17 protein-coding genes are annotated in these 17,022 nt (G+C 70.2%); 1 reads left to right on the plus strand and 16 read right to left on the minus strand.

Translation table 11 applies throughout. The annotated features are described in order from the left end of the window. Positions 1-2: 2 nt before the first annotated feature. The 4 genes from AB0Q90_RS04625 to AB0Q90_RS04640 all read right to left on the minus strand — a co-directional run bounded on the left by AB0Q90_RS04625 (position 3) and on the right by AB0Q90_RS04640 (position 5,400). Entirely contained in the window at positions 3-1,715 is a 1,713-nt protein-coding gene (locus AB0Q90_RS04625) for a thiamine pyrophosphate-dependent enzyme (protein WP_363158975.1), read from the minus strand. Between the two features lie 13 nt (positions 1,716-1,728). Then, positions 1,729-2,589, minus strand: coding sequence for an amidohydrolase family protein (locus tag AB0Q90_RS04630; protein ID WP_363158976.1), 861 nt, complete (start codon positions 2,587-2,589; stop codon positions 1,729-1,731). Between the two features lie 152 nt (positions 2,590-2,741). Then, a complete protein-coding gene (gene lhgO / locus AB0Q90_RS04635; RefSeq protein ID WP_363158977.1) occupies positions 2,742-3,947 on the minus strand; it encodes an L-2-hydroxyglutarate oxidase in 1,206 nt (401 codons plus the stop codon). Beyond that, the gene (locus AB0Q90_RS04640) at positions 3,940-5,400 is read right to left on the minus strand and encodes an aldehyde dehydrogenase family protein (RefSeq protein ID WP_363158978.1); all 1,461 of its coding nucleotides are present in this window, start codon (positions 5,398-5,400) and stop codon (positions 3,940-3,942) included. The genes lhgO and AB0Q90_RS04640 overlap by 8 nt, the downstream gene beginning before the upstream one ends. A 170-nt stretch (positions 5,401-5,570) precedes the next feature. Here AB0Q90_RS04640 and AB0Q90_RS04645 point away from each other — a divergent pair, with 170 nt between their 5' ends. After that, entirely contained in the window at positions 5,571-5,858 is a 288-nt protein-coding gene (locus AB0Q90_RS04645; RefSeq protein WP_363158979.1) for a putative quinol monooxygenase, read from the plus strand. Between the two features lie 39 nt (positions 5,859-5,897). On the opposite strand, the gene AB0Q90_RS04650 is transcribed toward AB0Q90_RS04645, so the two are convergent. The 12 genes from AB0Q90_RS04650 to AB0Q90_RS04705 form a co-directional block, all read right to left on the minus strand. After that, positions 5,898-6,875, minus strand: a complete 978-nt coding sequence (locus AB0Q90_RS04650; protein WP_363158980.1) for a methionine synthase II (cobalamin-independent)-like protein — start codon at positions 6,873-6,875, stop codon at positions 5,898-5,900. A gap of 3 nt (positions 6,876-6,878) precedes the next feature. After that, entirely contained in the window at positions 6,879-7,355 is a 477-nt protein-coding gene (locus AB0Q90_RS04655; RefSeq protein WP_363158981.1) for a heme-binding protein, read from the minus strand. Continuing rightward, a complete protein-coding gene (locus tag AB0Q90_RS04660) occupies positions 7,352-8,131 on the minus strand; it encodes an alpha/beta hydrolase (protein ID WP_363158982.1) in 780 nt (259 codons plus the stop codon). Before AB0Q90_RS04660 ends, AB0Q90_RS04655 begins: the two co-directional genes overlap by 4 nt. A 25-nt stretch (positions 8,132-8,156) precedes the next feature. Beyond that, on the minus strand, positions 8,157-8,528 hold the full coding sequence (locus AB0Q90_RS04665) for a VOC family protein (protein WP_363158983.1): 372 nt from the start codon (positions 8,526-8,528) through the stop codon (positions 8,157-8,159). Then, positions 8,525-9,295 carry a fumarylacetoacetate hydrolase family protein gene (locus AB0Q90_RS04670; RefSeq protein WP_363158984.1) on the minus strand — a complete coding sequence of 257 codons (771 nt, stop codon included), beginning with the start codon at positions 9,293-9,295 and terminating at the stop codon, positions 8,525-8,527. Before AB0Q90_RS04670 ends, AB0Q90_RS04665 begins: the two co-directional genes overlap by 4 nt. Continuing rightward, a complete protein-coding gene (locus AB0Q90_RS04675; protein ID WP_363158985.1) occupies positions 9,292-10,740 on the minus strand; it encodes an NAD-dependent succinate-semialdehyde dehydrogenase in 1,449 nt (482 codons plus the stop codon). The genes AB0Q90_RS04670 and AB0Q90_RS04675 overlap by 4 nt, the downstream gene beginning before the upstream one ends. 14 nt (positions 10,741-10,754) lie before the next feature. Then, complete coding sequence (locus tag AB0Q90_RS04680) at positions 10,755-11,666, minus strand: VOC family protein (RefSeq protein WP_363158986.1); 912 nt, start codon at positions 11,664-11,666, stop codon at positions 10,755-10,757. Between the two features lie 97 nt (positions 11,667-11,763). Next, positions 11,764-12,687: a LysR family transcriptional regulator gene (locus tag AB0Q90_RS04685; protein ID WP_363158987.1), complete on the minus strand. Its 924-nt coding sequence runs from the start codon at positions 12,685-12,687 to the stop codon at positions 11,764-11,766. A gap of 93 nt (positions 12,688-12,780) precedes the next feature. Continuing rightward, a complete protein-coding gene (locus tag AB0Q90_RS04690) occupies positions 12,781-13,743 on the minus strand; it encodes a sugar ABC transporter substrate-binding protein (RefSeq protein WP_363158988.1) in 963 nt (320 codons plus the stop codon). A 31-nt stretch (positions 13,744-13,774) separates the two neighbouring features. After that, the gene (locus AB0Q90_RS04695) at positions 13,775-14,791 is read right to left on the minus strand and encodes an ABC transporter permease (protein ID WP_363158989.1); all 1,017 of its coding nucleotides are present in this window, start codon (positions 14,789-14,791) and stop codon (positions 13,775-13,777) included. Beyond that, positions 14,788-16,275, minus strand: coding sequence for a sugar ABC transporter ATP-binding protein (locus AB0Q90_RS04700; protein WP_363158990.1), 1,488 nt, complete (start codon positions 16,273-16,275; stop codon positions 14,788-14,790). The genes AB0Q90_RS04695 and AB0Q90_RS04700 overlap by 4 nt, the downstream gene beginning before the upstream one ends. After that, positions 16,272-16,835, minus strand: coding sequence for a carboxymuconolactone decarboxylase family protein (locus tag AB0Q90_RS04705; protein ID WP_363159091.1), 564 nt, complete (start codon positions 16,833-16,835; stop codon positions 16,272-16,274). Before AB0Q90_RS04705 ends, AB0Q90_RS04700 begins: the two co-directional genes overlap by 4 nt. Between the last annotated feature and the right edge of the window lie 187 nt (positions 16,836-17,022).

Raw genomic sequence — 17,022 nt, forward strand, 5'->3', positions numbered from 1 at the left:
GTTCAGCGGGTGACGAGGACGTCGACGACGGCCGTGGTGCCGTCCGCCACGGCCTTGAGCGCGCGCTCCAGGGCGGGCCCGAGGGCGTCGGGCGTGTCGACCGTCTCGGTGTGCATCCCGAACGGCTCGGCGAACCGCGCGAGCCGGGGCAGCCGGTGCAGGTCGGTGCCGAGCCATTCACCGGTCTCGGCGGCGGCGCCCTCGGGGTAGAAGCGGCGGTGGTTGAGGTTCATCGACTTGTAGACACGGTTGTTGAAGACGACGATCAGCAGCGGCAGGTCGTAGGCCTTCGAGGCGTCGTACGACGGGATGACCGGGTTGTAGGTGAACGCGCCGTCGCCGATCGTGAGCACCACCGGGCGTTCCCGGGCCGCGAGTTTGACGCCGAGCGCGACCGCGATGCCCTGGCCGAGGCCGCCCTGCACGTAGAAGTACGAGTCGGGGGCGGTGGCCGGCAGGTGGCGCTTGACGACTCGGCTGTGGGTGATGGTCTCGTCGACGACGATGGCGTCCTTGCCGTCGAGCAGGGTGCGCAGGGTCGTCGCGACGGCCACCGGGTCGATGCCCCGGGCCTCGGCCGCCACCCGCCGCTCCAGTCCGGCGGTCGCCTCCTCCTGGTCGGCGTGGCGCTGTTCCTGCGCCGCGCGACGGGCGGCGACGGCGGTCTCGTCGAGGTCCTTCGCCCGCTTGGTGAGCTGACGCAGCGTGTTGGCGACGTTGCCCTCCAAGTACCGGTCGGCGAACAGGACTTGGTAGACGACGTGGGGGCGCTGCGGCACCTCGTCGATGACGACGACCTGCGCCTTGGCGGGCCGGCGCGAGGGCGGGTAGAAGGGAGCGCGGCAGTTGACCAGGAGGATCAGGTCCGCCTCGTCCATCCACGGGCCGATGTCGCTGCCCGCGTGGAGGGGGTGGGTGCGCGGGAAGTTGCCGCAGACCGCCGAGTCGGGCTCGACGACCGGGATGTTCCATGCCTCGGCGAAGGCCACCAGGGCCTCGAAGCCGCCCGCCTCGCGGCCAGCCGTCTCGGTGACGATCACGGGGTTCACGGCCTCGCGGATCAGCTGGGCGACGGGGTCGACCTCTTCCGGGGAGCTGTGCGTGGAGCCGGGCGCCACGACGGGCTTGGCCTCACGGCCGTCCCACTCCTCCAGGAGGATCTCCAGCGGGATGTTCAGGTACGCCGGTCCGGCGGGGGCCCGCCAGGCCAGTTCCGCCGCCCTGGTGATCATCGTGGGCAGGGTGTGGACGCTGGCGGCTTCGGTGGACCACTTGGTGAAGGGCTGGGCCACGCCGTGCGGGCCGCCGACGATGGACAGGTTGCGGTACCACTGGCCGCCGGGATCCTGGCCGGGGCCGTCGCCGTACGTGGTCGACTCGGACGAGCTCACCACCATCGGGACGCCCGCGAGGAGCGCGCCGTGCACGGCCATCGAGCCCTGCAGCAGCCCTGGCGCGGCGTGCAGCAGCACGCCCTGGGGGCGGCGCTTGACCAGGCCGTAGCCGGTGGCCATGCCGGCGGCGACGGTCTCGTGGGTCAGGTCCAGGTACTCGGGGCAGGGCAGCCCGTCCCGGTGACGGCGGGCCAGCGACTCCCACACCGGGGCCCACTCGGATCCGGACGAGCAGAAGATGTAGTCGGCGCCGACGGCGTTGAAGGCGGTTACGAGAGCGTCGCCGCCGTCGGCGCCCGGGGTGTTGGTCTGGTCAGTCATCTCTCGTGCTTCCTCAGCCCTCGATCGGCCAGTTCAGGACCTCGGAGATACCGCGGCCCATGATCCATTCAAGCTCCTCGGGCGTGAAGTCCCAGTGCTTGGTGAACTGCTCGATCGTGTCGGTGTAGGTGATGCCGTGGCCGAGCAGGCGGGTGATGTCGGTGCCGTAGAAGCAGCGCTGCGGGCCCATCTTGTCGACCATCTCGCGCACGTACTTCTGGATGTTGTTGTTCGGGAAGGGCTGCGTCGAGTAGCCCGGCAGCGCCGAGACCTTGACGTAGATGTTGGGGTGCGCGGCCAGGTCGGCGGTCTCCGCGACCCAGTAGCCGATCGCGTCGTCGACGCAGCGGGCCATGATGCCCATGTGGTCGATGATGATCTTCAGTTCGGGGTGCTTGGCGGCGATCTCGCCCAGCTCGCGCTTCCAGATCGGGGCGTGGACCATCGTGGGGATGCCGAGCTCCTCGGCGATCGGCCAGTACCAGTCGTTGGTGCCGTCGATCATCCAGTTGCGGTCCTGCGGCCGGTGGAAGGTGAGGCGGGTGCCCTTCACGTGCGGGTTCTGCGCGAAGTCCGCCAGCATGGCCTTGCCCTCTTCGGGCTTGTTCTGCGGGACGCGGGCCATGATGCCGAAGCGGTCGGGGTGGGCCTCGCAGGCTTCCAGGGCGTAGTCGATGCGGTCGCCCTCCCAGGAGGGCGGCAGGATCAGCGCCCGGTTGACGCCGGCCTCGTCCATCAGCTCCAGGGCCTCCTCGTAGGAGAAGGGGTCCTCACGGTGGCCGTTGAGGCGGATGCGCTCGCGCGCGCCGGGCACCCAGGGGCGGTCGGCGGACTCTTCCAGCCAGATGTGGATCTGCGTGTCGACAACGAACATCGTCGGGCTCTTTCTCTGCGGAGGAGTTCCCTTCCCTCTCTTCGAAGGAGGGGGGTGGTGCGAGTGGAACGCTAGGCGGGCCCACAGGCCTTGCGGAGCCCCTGGGAGCGCAAGCAGTTGTTGCACGTAAGGGCCGTCTGAGCAGCGGGATTTCAGGTTGCCCGGGATGCGAGGACGGCGTCGACGATGTGCTCGGCGATCGCCATCGAGGCCGTGGCGGCGGGCGAGGGCGCGTTGCGTACGGCGGTGACGCGGCCGACCTCGTGGATGCGGAAGTCGTCGACGAGGGTGCCGTCCCGGTCCAGCGCCTGGGCGCGCACGCCGGCTCCGCCGCGGACGACGTCCTTGACGCCGACGCCCGGGACGTACAGCTTGGCGTCCTTCATGAAGGACGGCGCGGAGAAGGAGCCGCGGTACTCCTTGATCCCGGTACGCCAGTGCTGGGCAGCCATCTTCCAGGCGCCGGGGTAGGCGGCAAGACCCAGCAGGTCCTTCGGCGAGACCTTGGTCCGGTCGTAGCCCTCGCGGGCGAGCGCGAGGACGGCGTTGGGGCCGACCTCGACGGAGCCGTCCACGCGGGGCGTGAAGTGCACGCCGAGGAAGGGATAGCGCGGGTCCGGCACGGGATAGATCAGGCCGCGCACCAGGCTCGTCCGCTCGGGCTTGAGCAGCATGTACTCGCCCCGGAAGGGGACGATCCGCGGCTCCCTCTTGTCCTGCGCGAGCCCCGCCACGACGTCGGAGTGAAGGCCCGCGCACAGGATGAGCCGGTCGACCCGGACCCTCTCCTGGCCCGAGGCCACCTCGATGCCCCCGGGCACGTTGGTGAGGCCCGTGACCGGGAAGCCCAGCCTGACCTCGCCGCCGGAGTCGATGACGTCCTTGGCGAAGGCCCGGGCGATCGCCGGGTAGTCGGTGATCGCGGTGCGCGGGGAGTGCAGGGCAGCAACGCCGCCGGCGTGGGGCTCGATCTCGCGGATCTCCTCCCGGGAGATCCTTCTCAGGTCGGGCACGTGGTTGTTCCTGGCCCGCTCATAGAGGTCGTTCATCCGGCCGAGTTCGTCCGCGCGGACGGCCACGACCAGCTTGCCGATCTCCCGGTACGGCAGTTCGCGGTCCTGGCAGTACTCGCGGAGCAGGGACACTCCGCGCACCGTCAGGTCGGCCTTGAGGCTGCCGGGCTTGTAGTAGATACCCGCGTGGACGACGCCCGAGTTGTGGCCGGTCTGGTGGAGCGAGACCTCCTGCTCCTTCTCGAAGACCACGACCCGGGTGCCGGGGCGGCGCAGGGCGATCTCACGGGCCGTGGCAAGACCCACGATGCCGGCCCCGACGACGCCGATCGTCTCGTCAGCCACGGGCCGGCTCCCCGAGATGGACGGCAACGGTCTTCACCCGGGTCGAGAAGCGCAGCACCTCGTCCCCCTGCTCCTTGTACGCCGTCCCGGAGTCGCGGAAGCCCCCGAAGGGCAGGTGGACGTCCCAACCGGTGGTGGTCGAGTTGACGGCGACCTGGCCGCACTCCACCTCGTCGGCGAAGCGGTACGCGTCGCCCAGGTCGCGGGTGAAGACGGCCGCGGCGAGCCCGAAGTCGGAATCGTTCACGGCCTCCACGGCCGCGGCGAAGCCGTCGACCGCGCGGACGACGAGGACCGGGCCGAAGACCTCCTCGCGCCAGATCGCCGTCTCGGGGGTGACGTCGGCGAGGACGGTCGGACGGACGTAGCAGCCGTGCTCCCGCTCGCCCTCGGTGTCGGCCGTGCCGCCGGTGAGGACGGCGGCGCCCTGCGCGAGCGCCTTGGCGATGTCGGCGAGGACGGAGTCCCGCTGCCTCGGGCTGGACAGGGGGCACAGCGTGGTCGCCGGGTCGGTGCCCGGGCCCACCGTGAGTGCCTCGACCTCGGCGACCAGCAGACGGGTGAACTCCTCGTACACCGGCTGCTCGACGATGACCCGGCTGGTGGCGGTGCAGCGCTGGCCGGCCTGGCCGAAGGAGGCGGCGACCACGGCCTTGGCGGCGGCCGGGAGATCGGCGTCCTTCAGCACCACGGACGCGTTCTTGCCGCCGAGTTCGCCCTGGAAGCGGACGTTGCGGTCGGCGAGGCGGCGGCGGATGCGGTTGCCGACGGCGTTGGAGCCGGTGAAGGTGATCCCGACGATCCGGGGGTCGTCGAGCAGGGCCTCCTCCAACTCGCCCGTACGGCCCGTGATCACGTTCAGCACACCGGCCGGCAGGCCCGCGTCGTGCAGGGCGCGTGCGAAGTGCAGCCCGGAGACCGGGGTTTCGGTGGCCGGCTTGAACACGGCCGCGTTGCCGGCCGCGAGCAGGGGGGCGAGCTTGCGGGCCGGGGTGATCAGCGGGTCGTTCCAGGGGCTGATGACCAGGATGACGCCGATGGGCTCGCGCTGGGTGTGCGTACGGTGGTTCGGGCGTACGTCGTGCAGGAGGCTGCCGTAGCCCTGGCGGGCGAGGCCCGCGTAGTAGTCGAGGAAGTCGGCGGCCTTCAGCGTCTCACCGCGGGCCTCGGCCCGGGTCTTGCCGTTCTCGGCGGTCACGTCGGCGGCGATCTCGTCGACACGCTCGCGGATCAGCCGGGCCGCGTCGGTGAAGATCTGCGCCCGCTCGAAGGGGCTGGTGCGCTTCCAGACGGCGAAGGCGCGCTCGGCGTGGTCGTAGGCGCGGGTGACGTCCTTGGCGGCGAGGGCGGGGATGCGGGCGACCGGAGTCCGGACGTCGGCCGGGTCGTGGACGTCGATCCACTCGCCGGTCGTCACCCACTCCCCGCCCACGAGGGTTTCAAGGGTTCGCATGGGAGGTCACTTTCTTTGACGGCCACAGGGGTGCGGACTGTGACGACACACCATGTCGTGGCACTGTCACCAGCCCCGTGGCGGCAGGCAATGGTTGCGCCGCGCGCGAGTCGGCGGGCGCATGATCCGTGCTGGAATCGGCGGGCAGAACCAGCCACCAGGAGGAACAGATGGCCTACGCAGTCATCGCCCGCTACCACTGCGACCCCTCGGACGAGGCCACGGTGCGAGCCGCGCTGCTGAAGGTCCGCGAGCACACGCGCGCGGAGCCCGCGAACCTCGCGTACGAGGTGCACGCGGAGGCGGACGCGCCGGGCAGTTTCGTGTTGTACGAGCAGTACACCGACGAGGCCGGCTTCGAAGCGCACAAGTCTGCCGCGCACTTCAAGGAGTTGATCGTGGAGACCGTGTGGCCGTTGCTCACCGACCGGACGGTGACCTTCGCGGAAGTACTCTGAGCCGATGAGGGGCCGGGAATCCCGGCCCCTCTCGCTGTGTCAGAACTCGTTGCCCCAGACGTACCGGGCGAGTGTCTCCACCAGGACCAGCTTCCTGCGCTGTTCCTCGGTGGTCAGCAGCGGACGGTCCGCCACGTCGGCGAAGCCTCGGGACGGGGACACGGCCGCGTCCTCCAGGTCCTTGATCTCGCCGACGGCGTCGATCCTGGCCAGGACCGTGTCGATGTCTTCCAGGTCGGGCACGGTCGCGTCGACCACGCCCAGGCACACGTCCCGGTCCTCCGGGAGCGCCTTGACCAGCTCCAGCTCGGCCGCGCTGCCCTGGAGGAGCGGCAGGATCCAGCGGTCCGCCGGGATCTCGCCGTACATGTGCTCGGCCGCCGCGCGGTCCACCTCGGCCGGGGCCTCCCAGCCGGGGCAGATGCCGATGCGGACGCCTTCGGGGCGCTCGTCGAGCCCTACCGCGAGCGCGTCGACGGCGAGCGCGTCCTCGAAGGACAACGCGCCCAGGTCGCCCGCGAGCAGGAGCGGGTTGTTGAGCTGGATGAGGCGCACGCCCTTCTGCACCAGCAGCGCGATCTCCGCCTGGATGAGCTCGGCGAGGGCCTCGCCCAGCTCACGCGCGGAGGCGACACCGAGCCCGGCCTGGAAGGTGGTGGCCGCGAGGTACGCCGGCGACGGCAGCGAGACCTTCGGTGCGATCACCGTCAGCCCGGACAGCTTCTCCGCCCAGTCCGCGACCAGCGGGCCGTTGGCCTTGGGCAGGGACTCGGCGACCCAGCGGACGAGCCCGTCAGGGCCCGCCTCATCCGTACGCCGGAATCCTGACACTCCCTCAAGAACCGCGCTGCGGAAGTCCTCACGCGGGAAGTCGCCGTCCGTCACGACCGTCGAGCGCAGCTTGCGCTGGAAGACCACCGCGTCCTCGACCGCCTGCTGTACGCCGATCGCGGCGAGGTCGCCCGGGCGGACCAGGCTGCCGTGGTGGTCGATGCGGTAGTTGAACGTATCCGCCATGGGTCACGCGTCCTTTCCGGACTCGGCCGGCTTGCCCGCGACGCCCCAGGCGGCGAACTCCAGCTCGTAGCCGAGGGATCCGAGGACCTCCTCGGCGATGCGCTGGTCCTCGACCGCGGTGCCGCCGGCGATGCCGAGGCCGCCGATGATCTCGCCGTCCTTCTTGATGGTGAGGCTGCCCTCGGTGGCCATGATCGGCATGGCGGCGCCGGGGAGCTGGGAGAGCTGGGAGAAGAAGACGGGCTGGCTCTCCTGCCACTTCTTCAGCATGGTGCCGGGGCGCTGCATGATCGCCGCGGTGTACGCCTTGGCGCGCGCGATGTCGGGGGTGAGCGGGCGCGCTCCGTCGGGGCGCCGGATGGCGATCGGAAATCCGCCCGCGTCCACTACGGCGACGCTCACCGCCTTCCCGATGGCCTGGGCGCGCTTGTGGGCGGCGTCGATGATCTCCTCGGCGGCGGCCAGGGTGAGGGTGCTCATACGGCTTCCTTCTGTGCGGTGAGGGTGCGGCGCAGCCGGGCGATCGCCGTGTTGTACGGCCCGGGCGTCTCCCAGTACATGGAGTGCGGGGCGCCGGGGACGATCTCCAGGTGCGACCCGGGCAGCAGTTCATGGGCGCGGGTGACGGTCTTCACGCTGAGCACCGCGTCCTTCTCACCGGCCAGGAAGGCGACCTTGACGCCGGAGGCTTGGATCTCCTCCAGCGAGGGCCCGTTGGTGTCGAGGTTGCGCAGGTCCTGCATCCGGGCGACGTTGAAGGTGCCCATCTGCCGGAAGAGGAAAGTGAGGTCGGCGCGCTCCTGCTGGAACAGCTTGGTCAACAGGCGGTCGATGACCGGGAGTTTGACGGCTTCGGCACGGTCGGCGGCGGCCAGTTCCCTGAGCTCGGGGTGACTGATGCCGCCGAGGGAGTGGCCGAGGACGACGGAGGAGACCCGCTCGGGCCGCATGAGGCCGGCCCGCAGGGCGGCGACGGAGCCGATGGACTGGCCGACCAGCATGACGTCGGTGAGGTCTTCGGCGTCCAGCACCGCGGCCACATCGCCGGGGAAGTCCTGGCCGTCGAAGTCGGACGAGTCGGACTTGCCGAAGCCGCGCAGGTCCAGCGTGACGACCGTGAACTCCTCGCGCAGGGCCGCGACTTGCTGCCACCAGGCGGCATGGTGGCCGCCGCTGCCGTGCACGAACAGGATCGCCGGACCGCTGCCGTGGCGCTCGTAGTAGATGGAGGTGCCGTCGGAGTCGGCTATGGGCATGAGATGAACTCCCGTGCGTACAGGGTTAGTTGGGGCGCTTGGCGTGGTAGACCAGCTCGATCATGGTGTGGTCGGGGTCGTGGATGTAGCAGAACTTCGACTGGTTCTCCGGGCGCTGGATCGGCCGGGTGTGGCGAATGCCCAGCTCCTTGAGGTGTTCCAGGAACTCGTCCCAGTCGTCGACCTCGACGGCGAAGTGATAGGGCGCCATGCGCTCCATCTCCTCCACCGGGGTGAAGTGCAGATCGAAGTTGCCGCGGGTCATCAGCACCACGCGGGTGTTGGACTTGGGCATGATCCGCTTCATCCCGAAGACCTTGGCGTACCACTCGGCGGTCCGGTCGGGGTCGGTGGTGGGGAAGTTGACGTGGTGGATGTAGCGGGGTTCCTTGCTCATGCTCGATTCCCTTCGAGGTGTACGGGGTTGGACAGCACGCCGATGCCGCTGATCTCGACGTCCACGGTGTCGCCCGGCTCCAGCTGACAGGTGGACTCGGCGCCCATCCAGAGCACGTCGCCGGGATGAACGGTGATGTGCCGAGTCATCTCGACCAGGTAGTCGAAGGGGTCGAACACCATGTCGCCGGTGGGGAACGTGGAGCGGACCTCGCCGTTGACGCGCAAGGTCGTCGTCTGGGCGAGCGCGTCGACATCGGTCTCGATCCAGGGCCCCATCGGCTTGAACGTGTCGCTGTTCTTGCTGCGCCAGAACGTGCGGTCCGCGTGCTGCCACGCGCGGGCGCTGATGTCGTTGCCGATCGTCCAACCGAAGACGGACTTGCGCGCCTCGGCGTGGGTGGCGTTGCGCAGCGTGCGGCCGATGACGGCGACGAGTTCGGGCTCGGCCTCGAACCGGCCCTCCACCTCGGCCGGTCTGACGATCGGTGACAGGTGCCCGGTCAGGGCGTTGTTCGCCCGGTAACCGATCTCCGGGCGTTCGGGGGTCGTGGCGCCGGCGTGGGCGATGTGCCGCGGGTAGTTGTAGCCGACCGCGTAGAACACCGGCGGCACAACGGGCGGCAGCCATACGGCTGTTGCCGTCGGCACGGTGCCGATGACGTCGGGCCGGCCCTCGATCGGGGAGTCGGACAGCAGCTCTACGTCCTTCTCCCCCACCCTCCCCCATACCGCCCGGCCACCGACCGAGACTCGCGCGTACCTCATGGCACCAGCAGATGGGAGACGCGCTTGGTGACCAGGTAGGCGTCGAGCGCCTCGGGCCCGCCTTCACGGCCGTAGCCGCTCTCCTTCACCCCGCCGGACGGTGCCTCGTGGACCGAGCCGCCGCAGTGGTTGATGGAGAGGATGCCGGCCTCCAGCTCGCCCGCGAGGCGTTCGGCGGTGGCGGCGGAGTCGGTGAAGCCGTAGGCGGCCAGGCCGTACGGCAGCTCGTTGGCGGTGCGCAGGGCCTCGTCGAGGCGGGAGAAGGGCACGATGGGCGCGAGCGGGCCGAACGGCTCCTCGTGCAGCAGCTCCGCGTCCGCCGGTACGTCGGTCAGGACGGTCGGCGCGAAGAAGTACCCGGGGCGGTCCAGGCGTTCACCTCCGGTGAGCACCTTGGCGCCGCGGCTGACGGCGTCGGCGGTCAGGCGGATCATCGCCTCCAGCCGCCGCTCGTTGGCCAGCGGGCCCATGGTGGTGCCCTCGGCGAGACCGTCGCCGACGACCACGGCCTCCGCCGCCTTCACGAACTCGGCGGTGAAGGCGTCGACGATGCTCTCGTGGACCAGGAAGCGGCTCGGCGAGGTGCAGACCTGACCGGCGTTGACGAACTTCGCCTGCGCGGCCTTGCGGGCGGCCCTGACCGGATCCGCGTCCGCGCAGACGATCACCGGGGCGTGGCCGCCCAGCTCCATCAGCGAGGGCTTCATGACCTTGCCGGCCTCGGCGGCGAGGAGCTTGCCGACCGGGACCGAGCCGGTGAAGGCGATCAGCCGGGTGACCGGCGAGGCGATCAGGTGGGCGGAGACCTCGTCGGGCTCGCCGAAGACGAGGTTCAGGACGCCGGCCGGGAGGCCCGCGTCGGCGAAGCAGGCGACGAGCGCGGCGGCGGTGGCCGGGGTCTCCTCGGAGGCCTTGATGACGATCGAGCAGCCCGCGGTCAGGGCGGAGGAGATCTTCCGCATCGGGCCGCCCGCGGGGAAGTTCCACGGCACGAACGCGGCGACGGGCCCGACGGGCGTCCGGCGCACGGTCAGCAGGGTGCCGGGGGCGGCCGGGATGACACGGCCGTAGGCGCGGCGGGCGTCCTCGATGTGCCAGCGCAGGGTGTCGGCGACCCGGCGGGCCTCGCCGGCCGCCTCCTTCAGCGGCTTGCCCTGCTCCAGGGTCATGATCCGGCCCACCTCGGCGGCCCGCTCGGTGAGCAGGTCGGCGGCGGCGTGCAGGATCGCGGAGCGCTCGGCGACGGGTGTGTCGCGCCAGGTGCGAAAGCCCTCCTCGGCGGCCTGAAGGGCGCGGTCGAGGTCCGCGGGGGTGGCGAGCGGGACGGCGCCGATCGCCTCTTCCGTGGCCGGGTTGAGGATCGGGGCGGTCTGTCCGGTGGCGCCCTGGCACCACTCGCCCGCTATGTACATGCGGACGGCCGGATAGCCGTGGTCGGTGGTCATGCGTGGCTGCCCTCTCAAGAGGCTTCGTTGTCGCGGTTGGTGCGCAGGGCCCAGATGTGGTGCGGCGGAGTCGTCTCGTGGACGCGGGTCTCGTAGGAGTCGTCGACCCGGTCCATGTCGGCGGCGTACTCGACGCGGCCGCCGCTCGGGGCGTGCAGGAAGCGGAAGACGTTGGAGCCGATGGTGTGCCGGCCGAGCCTGCGGGCCTCGCGCCAGCCGTGCTCGATCATGTAGTTGCCGCCCTCGACGACGTCGTCGAAGCCCGGCACCTCGTAGGCGATGTGGTTGACGCCGGCCCGGTCGGGGCGGTGGCACAGCAGCATGGTGTGCTGGTCGTCGTCGCCGGGGGCCTGCATGAACACGCCCATCGGCTCGACGACGTCGGTGGGCCGGAAGCCGAGGCGGTCGGTGTAGAAGGCGACGGCCTCCTCCCGGCCCTCCTTGCGGATGTTCAGGGCCACGTGACACATCCTCAGGGGACGGACCCGCTCGATCGGCTCCAGTGCGGTGTTCCAGCGGTTGACGCTGCCCAGCGCGTTGGCGGGGCGCGGCTCCACGGGGGCGGGCCGGGGCCGGGCCAGGGTGAGGCCGACGCCGAAGCCCGACTCGTCGACGGTGTGGTGGACGCCGTCGGCGCTCAACCGGACCTCGCGCTCCTTGCCCACCGCGGCCACCAGCCGCTCCAGCTCCTGCGGGGTGTCGACGCCCCACACCACCTCGCGCAGGGTGGGGCCGTCCTCCACCGGGGCCGGCAGCCGGGGGCCGGGCTCGGTGTCCAGGTGGAGCGTCTGCCCGGTGAGGGTCTCGAACACCGCGTGCTCCTCGGTCCGCTCCACCAGGAACAGCCCGAAGTCGTCGTAGAACCGGACGCATTCGTCGAGGTCGGCGATGCTGTAGGTGACCGATTCGATTCTCTGGATTCCCATGGACTCCTCGTTTCCGGGTCGCCTCGTGAGCGTAGGTTTCGGGGTATGGCGGCCTCAACGCCCCGAGCTCTACCAGCTGCGCAAACGTTTCTTGCGGCTAAGGCCGAGTTGCGGGCCGGATCGCCGGAATCGGGTTCTCGGAGAACCAGGCGGCGAGGAAGTCCAGGAAAACGCTGACCTTGCGCGGGGTGTCCTGCCCGGGGCCGTAGATCGCGTACAGCGGGCGGTCGGGTACGGCGAGGTCGGGCAGCAGCACCTGGAGGGCGCCGGAGACGAGGTCGTCGTAGGCCGAACGCTGCGGGAGCAGGGCGAGGCCGCGGCCGTGGACGGCGGCCTTCTGCAACGCGATGTAGGAGTTGGACGAGAAGGCGATGTTGCGGATCTTGTGCAGCGTGCTCGCGTGACCGTGGCCGATGCGCCAGACCGGGTCGTTCACATGGACCAGGCAGTCGTGGTGCGCGAGGTCGTTCGGGTGGGCGAGCGATCCGTGCCGCTCGATGTACTCCTCGGACGCGCACAGCACGAACGGCAGCGAGGAGATCTTCTTCAGGCGGACGCTCGAATCGCGCAGATCCCGGGTGTGGAAGGCGACGTCGAATCCGCTGTCCAGGAAGTCGTAGGTCCGGTCGGACATTCCGCCGAGTTCGAAGCGGACCTGGATCTTCGGGTGGGCGGCGGAGAAAGCGGCAATCGCGTCCCCGAGATCCAGACTGCCTATCCATTTGGGACAGATAATGCTCAGCGTGCCCTCGGCACGATCGTGCGACTCCGCGATGCCGGCGTCCTCGGCCTCGATCTCGTCAAGAATGCGGGCGGAGAATTCGGCGTACCGCCGGCCCGGTTCGGTGAGGCTCACCGAACGGGCCGTGCGGTTGACGAGCCGGACGCCGACCTGCCGCTCCAGCTCCGCCACATGACGGGAGACCAGGGAGCCCGAGGAGCCCAGCTTCTTGGCGGCGCCGCTGAAGCTGCCGACCTGTGCGACGGTGACGAAGCTGTGCATCAGAAGCAGACGGTCCATGGTTCCTCGGTTCCTCCGGGGCTGGGCGAAGTAAGGGCACCCTAAGTGAAACGATCCTGTTTCAGAAGTGGCGTGACCTGCCCTTTTCTACGGTCACTCGGCGCAGTAGGCCGGCGCCTGGTCGGCGTTGTCCTTCGTCACGAGGGTCAGCGGGGTCCGGGTGACCTTCTCGGCGCCCTTGTCCTTGTCGAGCAGCTTCACGGTGCTGTCCAGGGCGTTGGCGCCGGTGAGCTGGGCCGGGTTGGAGACCGTGCCGAGGAAGGTGCCGTCCTTGACGGCCTCGACGCCGCGTTCGGTGCCGTTGTTCGTGACGATCCTGACGTCGGCCTTGGCGGCCTTGAAGGCGTTGAGGGCGCCGAAGGCCATCTCCTCGTTGGCGACGAAGACATAGTCCAGGTCGGGGTGCGCCTGGATCATGTTCTCCGCGACCTCCTGCGCCTTGGCGGGGCTGAACATGCCCGGCTGGTTGGCCACCACCTTCGCGGTGTCCGGGAGGTTGTCGGTGAAGCCGCCCACCAGGACGTCGGAGGCCGCGCCCGGAGCGCCCGCGATAACGCCGACCTGCACCTTCTTGCCGCCGGCGTCCTTGGCTACCAACTCGGCGTCCATCTTGCCGACTTCGGCGAGCGGCACGACGGAGGCGCCGAGTACGTCCTTCATGTCCTCCAGGAGCACCGAGGTCAGGAAGATCGGCACGTTGGCCGCCTCGGCCTTGGCTATGTCCGCCTCCAGGGCGTCCACGTTGACCGTCTGGACGATCACCGCGTCGACCCCGCGGGAGATCATGTCCTCGATGTTGGACAGCTCCTTGCCCGGGTCCTGGGTGGAGTTGGCGGTGTAGAGCTCGACGCCCAGTTCCTCGGCCTTCGCCTCGATCGACCCCTGGAGACAGGTGTGGAACTCGGTGTTGTTGCCGTTCACGAAGCCGATCGTGTAGTCGCCGTCACCGGCGGCGGAGCTGACCGTGTCCTCGTCCTTGGAGCAGCCGCTGAGCAGCAGCCCCGCGCCCACGGCGGTGGCGACGACGGCGGTGCGGTACCGGGAGGTGATTCTCATCGTGCGGTGCCTTTCGTGTCGGACGTGCGGTTCAGTGGGCCGAGTGGCGGGACTTCTGGAACTGGTTGGCGATCGCGGCGATCACCAGGACCGTGCCGACCGACACCGGCTGGTAGAAGGAGGAGATCTGGAGCAGGTTCAGCGAGTTGGCGACCACGCCGAGCAGGACGACCCCGAGGATCGTGCCGACGACCGTGCCCCGGCCGCCCTCCAGCGCCGTACCGCCGATGACGACCGCCGCCACGGCGCTGAGCTGGAGCATCAGTCCGCCGCCCGGGCTGGGGCTGCTCGCCACCAGACGGGACAGCAGCATGACGCCGGCCAGACCGGACAGAGCGCCGGCGCCCGCGTACAGCAGCAGCTTGTTGCGGTTGACGCCGATGCCGCTGAGCCGGGCGACGTGCTCGTTGCCGCCGATGGCGAACAGATCGCGGCCGTATGTCGTGTACTTCATGACCAGTGCGGTCAGCGCGAGGACGATCAGCGCGAGCCAGGTCAGGTTGGGCAGTCCGACGAAGTAGCCGGCGCCGAGGTCGGACAGCGCGTCGCCGCCGGAGACGGTCTTGCCGTCGAGGATGACGAGCTGGACGCCGTCCAGGATGGTGGCGGTGGCCAGGGTCACCACGAACGGCGCCACCTTGGTGTAGGTGACGACCAGGCCGTTGACCAGGCCGATCGCCATGGCGAGGGCGACGGAGGCGAGGATCGTGACGGCCACCGAGGTGCCGCCGTGCAGGAGTTGGGCGGCGAAGGCGGCGACGACGTAGACATTGCTGCCCATGGAGAAGTCCATGCCGCCCGCGGTCATCACCAGGGTCAGGGCTGCCGCGATGACGGCGGTGATGCTCACCTGGCGCAGGACGTTGATCAGGTTGTCCTGGGTCAAGAAGGCGTCGCTCTGGGTGGCGGTGAAGCCCGCGACCAGGATCAGCACGAGCAGCAGGCCGAGGTGCGGGATCCGCTGCACGGCCGTCAGGAGGCCGCCCTTCGCGCTCTCCTGGCGCGGGGCAGGCTGCTCCACGTCGGGGGCCGTGGTCTTCAGGCTCATGAGTCGTTCCCTCCCAGGGCGGTCGCGACGAGTTCGTCACGGGTGATGCGGGCGATGTCGTGTTCGGCCACGACGCGGCCGGAGCGCACGACCACCGCTCGGTCGGCCAGGCGCATGACCTCCTCCGCGGAGGAGGAGGCGAGCAGGACCGCCACGCCCCGGCCGGCGAGGTCGTCGATGATCGTGTGGATGTCGGCCATGGCCGCCACGTCGACGCCGTTGGTGGGGTCCTCCAGGAAGACGGCGGTGGGCGCGGTCTCCAGCCACTTGGCGAGGAGGACCTTCTGCTGGTTGCCGCCCGAGAGCGTGCTGACGGCGGGATTGCGCGAGAGGGTGACCACGCCGTAGGTGTCGCGGCGGGGGGCCGCGCGGCGGGACTGCTCGGACTCGCGGTGCAGTTGGCGGCCCGCGAACCGGTCGGTGGCGAGCATGAGGTTCTCGTCGACGGTCAGTGCGGGGATGATGCCGAGGTTGCGGCGGTCCCCGGTCACGCACCGCAGTCCGCTGCGCAGCGAGTGCCGCACCTTGCCCAGCGGGACCGGGCGGCCGTCGACGAGCATGTCCCCGGCGTCCGGGCGGGCGCGGCCGGAGAGCAGGTCGAAGAGGTACGACTGCGCGTCGCCCGCGGCTCCCAGTACGCCGACGACCTCGCCCTTGTGCACCTGGACGGCGAAGTCCCGGATGAAGCGGCCGCGGCTCAGTCCGCGGACCTCGATCCCGATCTCGTCCTTGGGTGCCGGCCGGGTGGGGCGCCGCGACACCACGTCCCGGCCGACCATGTGCTTGACCAGGCCCGGCCCGTCGAGTTCGGCGGCGGGGGCGGTGTGCACGACGCGTCCGTCGCGCATGACCGTGACCCGGTCGGCGACCTCCAGCACCTCGTCGATGTAGTGCGAGATGTAGACGATGGCGATGCCCTCGTCCCGCAGTCTGCGCACCAGCGTCTTGACCTGCTGGGAGGCGTGGGCGCCCAGACAGGCGGTGGGTTCGTCGAGGATGAGGACCCGGCCGCCGCGGCGCACTTCGCGGGCCACCTCGACCATGGTCTGCTCGGCCACGGTCAGGGACCCGGCCGGCTGCTCCACGTCGAGCTGGATGCCGAGGCCGTCGAGGGCCTTGCGGGCCTCGGCCTTCACCGTGGACCAGCTGACCCGGCCGCGCCGGACGGGCAGGACGCCGAGCAGGATGTTCTCGGCGACGGTGAGTCCCATGACGAGTTCGCGGCGCTGCGGCACGAAGGAGATGCCCAGGCGCCGGGCCTGCCTCATGGTCAGCGAGCCGTGGGCGTGGCTGTCGATCTCGACGGTGCCCCCGTCGGGCTGGTGGACGCCGGCGAGGACGTGCACGAGGGTCGACTTGCCGGCGCCGTTCATGCCCATCAGGGCGTGGATCTCCCCGGGGTGCAGCTCCAGGTCGACCTCTTTGAGTGCGGCCGCGCCGCCGAAGCTCTTGGTGACACCACGGACGCGGAGCACGGGTGTCATGACGCGGCCCGGTCGTCGTCGGCGGCGATACGGCCGTAGCCGCGGATGTCCGGGAAGGGGGGTTCCTTGTCGGCCTGGAGGTCCACCTGGAAGGTGTTCAGGCACATGCCGAGCATGGTGAAGTTGCCGAGTGCGCCGATGGTGTCGACCAGGCCCTTGGGGCCGAAGTGGTCCAGGGCGCGGGCGAAGGTCTCGTCGGTGACGAAGTGGTCTTCGAGGACTTCGCGGCAGAACCGGTAGAAGGCCTGGTCGGCCTCGTCGTCGAAGACGGCCTCGCGCTTCTCGGCGACGGCCTTGACGGCGGCCTCGGGTATGCCGGCCTCGATCGCCTGGTGCACATGGGCGTTCCAGGAGTACTGCGCGTCCCAGTTGCGGGCGGCCATCAGCAGGGCCAGTTCGCGCAGATGCTTGGGGAGCGAGCAGTCGAAGCGGGCGAACGCGCCGAGGGATTCGGCCCGTTCGCACATCTCCGGGCTGTGCAGCCAGACCCGGAACGGGCCGCGGACGGCGCCGCGACGGCCGGCGATCCGGGCGGCCAGCTCCTGCTGCCGCGGGTCCATTTCCTCATCGCTGAGAACGGGGAGCCTCATGTGGCCGATACCTGCCTTTTCTTTCCGGCGCGTTACAGGCACGGATCGTCGAGCCGTGCGATGCCAGCCGACGGTACAGCCGGGTCCGGAAAGCTCACCCTTCTCGGAGTGCAAGGTAAAACTGCACGCCGGAGGGCACCCCGGGGGGCGGCGCGCG

The sequence above is a fragment of the Streptomyces sp. NPDC079141 genome (genome assembly GCF_040686775.1).
Classification (GTDB): domain Bacteria; phylum Actinomycetota; class Actinomycetes; order Streptomycetales; family Streptomycetaceae; genus Streptomyces.

What these genes read in the sequence shown, in the direction of transcription:
- AB0Q90_RS04625 (WP_363158975.1), bottom strand. Translation starts at nt 1,715, where the DNA reads ATGACTGACCAGACCAACACCCCGGGCGCCGACGGCGGCGACGCTCTC.
- AB0Q90_RS04630 (WP_363158976.1), bottom strand. Translation starts at nt 2,589, where the DNA reads ATGTTCGTTGTCGACACGCAGATCCACATCTGGCTGGAAGAGTCCGCC.
- AB0Q90_RS04640 (WP_363158978.1), bottom strand. Translation starts at nt 5,400, where the DNA reads ATGCGAACCCTTGAAACCCTCGTGGGCGGGGAGTGGGTGACGACCGGC.
- AB0Q90_RS04645 (WP_363158979.1), top strand. Translation starts at nt 5,571, where the DNA reads ATGGCCTACGCAGTCATCGCCCGCTACCACTGCGACCCCTCGGACGAG.
- AB0Q90_RS04650 (WP_363158980.1), bottom strand. Translation starts at nt 6,875, where the DNA reads ATGGCGGATACGTTCAACTACCGCATCGACCACCACGGCAGCCTGGTC.
- AB0Q90_RS04655 (WP_363158981.1), bottom strand. Translation starts at nt 7,355, where the DNA reads ATGAGCACCCTCACCCTGGCCGCCGCCGAGGAGATCATCGACGCCGCC.
- AB0Q90_RS04660 (WP_363158982.1), bottom strand. Translation starts at nt 8,131, where the DNA reads ATGCCCATAGCCGACTCCGACGGCACCTCCATCTACTACGAGCGCCAC.
- AB0Q90_RS04665 (WP_363158983.1), bottom strand. Translation starts at nt 8,528, where the DNA reads ATGAGCAAGGAACCCCGCTACATCCACCACGTCAACTTCCCCACCACC.
- AB0Q90_RS04670 (WP_363158984.1), bottom strand. Translation starts at nt 9,295, where the DNA reads ATGAGGTACGCGCGAGTCTCGGTCGGTGGCCGGGCGGTATGGGGGAGG.
- AB0Q90_RS04675 (WP_363158985.1), bottom strand. Translation starts at nt 10,740, where the DNA reads ATGACCACCGACCACGGCTATCCGGCCGTCCGCATGTACATAGCGGGC.
- AB0Q90_RS04680 (WP_363158986.1), bottom strand. Translation starts at nt 11,666, where the DNA reads ATGGGAATCCAGAGAATCGAATCGGTCACCTACAGCATCGCCGACCTC.
- AB0Q90_RS04685 (WP_363158987.1), bottom strand. Translation starts at nt 12,687, where the DNA reads ATGGACCGTCTGCTTCTGATGCACAGCTTCGTCACCGTCGCACAGGTC.
- AB0Q90_RS04690 (WP_363158988.1), bottom strand. Translation starts at nt 13,743, where the DNA reads ATGAGAATCACCTCCCGGTACCGCACCGCCGTCGTCGCCACCGCCGTG.
- AB0Q90_RS04695 (WP_363158989.1), bottom strand. Translation starts at nt 14,791, where the DNA reads ATGAGCCTGAAGACCACGGCCCCCGACGTGGAGCAGCCTGCCCCGCGC.
- AB0Q90_RS04700 (WP_363158990.1), bottom strand. Translation starts at nt 16,275, where the DNA reads ATGACACCCGTGCTCCGCGTCCGTGGTGTCACCAAGAGCTTCGGCGGC.
- AB0Q90_RS04705 (WP_363159091.1), bottom strand. Translation starts at nt 16,835, where the DNA reads ATGGACCCGCGGCAGCAGGAGCTGGCCGCCCGGATCGCCGGCCGTCGC.